This window comes from Aureibaculum koreense (genome assembly GCF_034296135.1).
Taxonomy (GTDB): domain Bacteria; phylum Bacteroidota; class Bacteroidia; order Flavobacteriales; family Flavobacteriaceae; genus Aureibaculum.
In genome coordinates this window covers 1-2,500 of the sequence record NZ_JAXKVV010000039.1, presented here as the reverse complement: position 1 = coordinate 2,500, position 2,500 = coordinate 1, and the positions used below count along the sequence as shown (strand labels likewise).

The following is a 2,500-nucleotide window of genomic DNA, read 5'->3' as shown; positions in this document are numbered from 1 at the left end:
TCTCTGAGAGCCTAGGCATCCTCCATACGCCCTTATTTAGCTTATTGTACTTTTTGCTCTTTTTATCATACCGACCTAAATCGGTATAACAACCCTGATAAATCAGGGTATTCTTATAATGTGCAATCTCTATATTTCAAAAGATTGCAGCCTTGTTTTAATTTCTATCTGTTAATATATTTCCAAATAAATGAAAATATACTTAACTAGCTTATTATGATTTACGATATCATTATTTCAATATGTCAATGAACATTTATTCAGTTGGCAGTATTCAGTATTCAGTTGGCAGTTAAAACTGCTTACCGTGAACTGTTACTGCTCACTGACCCCATCCTTCGCTAAAGCTTCGGACGGCAATGGTGGAGAATATCGGAGTCGAACCGATGACCTCCTGCGTGCAAGGCAGGCGCTCTAGCCAGCTGAGCTAATCCCCCGTGGTCAATGAAATTTCAAAAATCAATTTCCAAATTCCAAAAAAAATTAAGGTATCTCAACTTCTAAAATTTCCTTCAATATGTAATGAACTTTTTAAAAAACTCTGAACTCAGAACTTTTTAACTGTTAACTGTCACGCATTAGCGTGATTTGTAGTCTCGGGCAGGCTCGAACTGCCGACCTCTACATTATCAGTGTAGCGCTCTAACCAGCTGAGCTACGAGACTTTATTTAGTCCGCAGTATTCAGTATTCAGTTGGCAGTACCTCCCTACTAACTAAATCTTAAGACTTATGTATTTTAAAAAAATTGACAGCAATAGAAGCAGAATTAAATCTTTCGTTAACAAAACTTCCGTTTCTTCGTTGCTCTTAATATTTAAATATTAAAAACAAACTCTAGAAAGGAGGTGTTCCAGCCGCACCTTCCGGTACGGCTACCTTGTTACGACTTAGCCCCAGTTACCGGTTTTACCCTAGGCAGCTCCTTGCGGTCACCGACTTCAGGTACTCCCAGCTTCCATGGCTTGACGGGCGGTGTGTACAAGGCCCGGGAACGTATTCACCGCATCATGGCTGATATGCGATTACTAGCGATTCCAGCTTCACGGAGTCGAGTTGCAGACTCCGATCCGAACTGCGATAGGGTTTGTAGATTCGCTCACTGTCACCAGTTGGCTGCTCTCTGTCCCTACCATTGTAGCACGTGTGTAGCCCAGGACGTAAGGGCCGTGATGATTTGACGTCATCCCCACCTTCCTCGCGGTTTGCACCGGCAGTCTCGTTAGAGTCCTCAGCTTGACCTGTTAGCAACTAACGATAGGGGTTGCGCTCGTTATAGGACTTAACCTGACACCTCACGGCACGAGCTGACGACAACCATGCAGCACCTTGTAAGTGGTCCGAAGAAATAGCTATCTCTAGCTAATGCAACTTACATTTAAGCCCTGGTAAGGTTCCTCGCGTATCATCGAATTAAACCACATGCTCCACCGCTTGTGCGGGCCCCCGTCAATTCCTTTGAGTTTCATCCTTGCGAACGTACTCCCCAGGTGGGATACTTATCACTTTCGCTTAGTCACCGAACCGAAGCCCGACAACTAGTATCCATCGTTTACGGCGTGGACTACCAGGGTATCTAATCCTGTTCGCTCCCCACGCTTTCGTCCATTAGCGTCAATTGTCAGTTAGTAGACTGCCTTCGCAATCGGTATTCTATGTAATATCTATGCATTTCACCGCTACACTACATATTCTATCTACTTCACTGAAATTCAAGACAACCAGTATCAAAGGCAGTTCCACAGTTGAGCTGTGGGATTTCACCTCTGACTTAATCGCCCGCCTACGGACCCTTTAAACCCAATGATTCCGGATAACGCTTGCACCCTCCGTATTACCGCGGCTGCTGGCACGGAGTTAGCCGGTGCTTATTCGTACGGTACCGTCAAACACCTACACGTAGGTGCTGTTCTTCCCGTATAAAAGCAGTTTACAACCCATAGGGCCGTCTTCCTGCACGCGGCATGGCTGGATCAGGGTTGCCCCCATTGTCCAATATTCCTCACTGCTGCCTCCCGTAGGAGTCTGGTCCGTGTCTCAGTACCAGTGTGGGGGATCTCCCTCTCAGGACCCCTACCTATCATAGTCATGGTAAGCCGTTACCTTACCATCCAACTAATAGGACGCATACTCATCTTGTACCGATAAATCTTTAATATATAAACCATGCGATTCATATATACCATGGGGTATTAGTCAAAATTTCTCTTGGTTATTCCCCAGTACAAGGCAAATTGTATACGCGTTACTCACCCGTGCGCCGGTCGCCATCAGGTACAAGTACCTATGCTGCCCCTCGACTTGCATGTGTTAAGCCTGCCGCTAGCGTTCATCCTGAGCCAGGATCAAACTCTCCATCGTATAAATTTTAAATCTCTTTAAAACGAAAAGCTTCTCAAAAAAAAATTCTAGGTGACCTACCCCTTTATAAAAAAAGATAAGCCGAACCATATAATTCCACTCTATTTTTACGCTGTCAATTTTCAATAGTTTCAATGAAC

General features: G+C 44.6%; 2 tRNA genes and 2 rRNA genes (1 of these 4 cut by a window edge). All 4 read right to left on the bottom strand.

The window, feature by feature from the left end:
• Positions 1 to 46: ribosomal RNA gene (locus tag UMM65_RS17425) — 23S ribosomal RNA — on the bottom strand (its annotated part extends 2,721 nt beyond the left edge of the window); the annotation flags it as partial.
• A gap of 314 nt (positions 47 to 360) precedes the next feature.
• Positions 361 to 437: transfer RNA gene (locus UMM65_RS17420), tRNA-Ala, on the bottom strand.
• Between the two features lie 154 nt (positions 438 to 591).
• Positions 592 to 665, bottom strand: a tRNA-Ile gene (locus UMM65_RS17415).
• A gap of 175 nt (positions 666 to 840) precedes the next feature.
• A 16S ribosomal RNA gene (locus UMM65_RS17410) occupies positions 841 to 2,360 on the bottom strand.
• Positions 2,361 to 2,500: the final 140 nt, after the last annotated feature.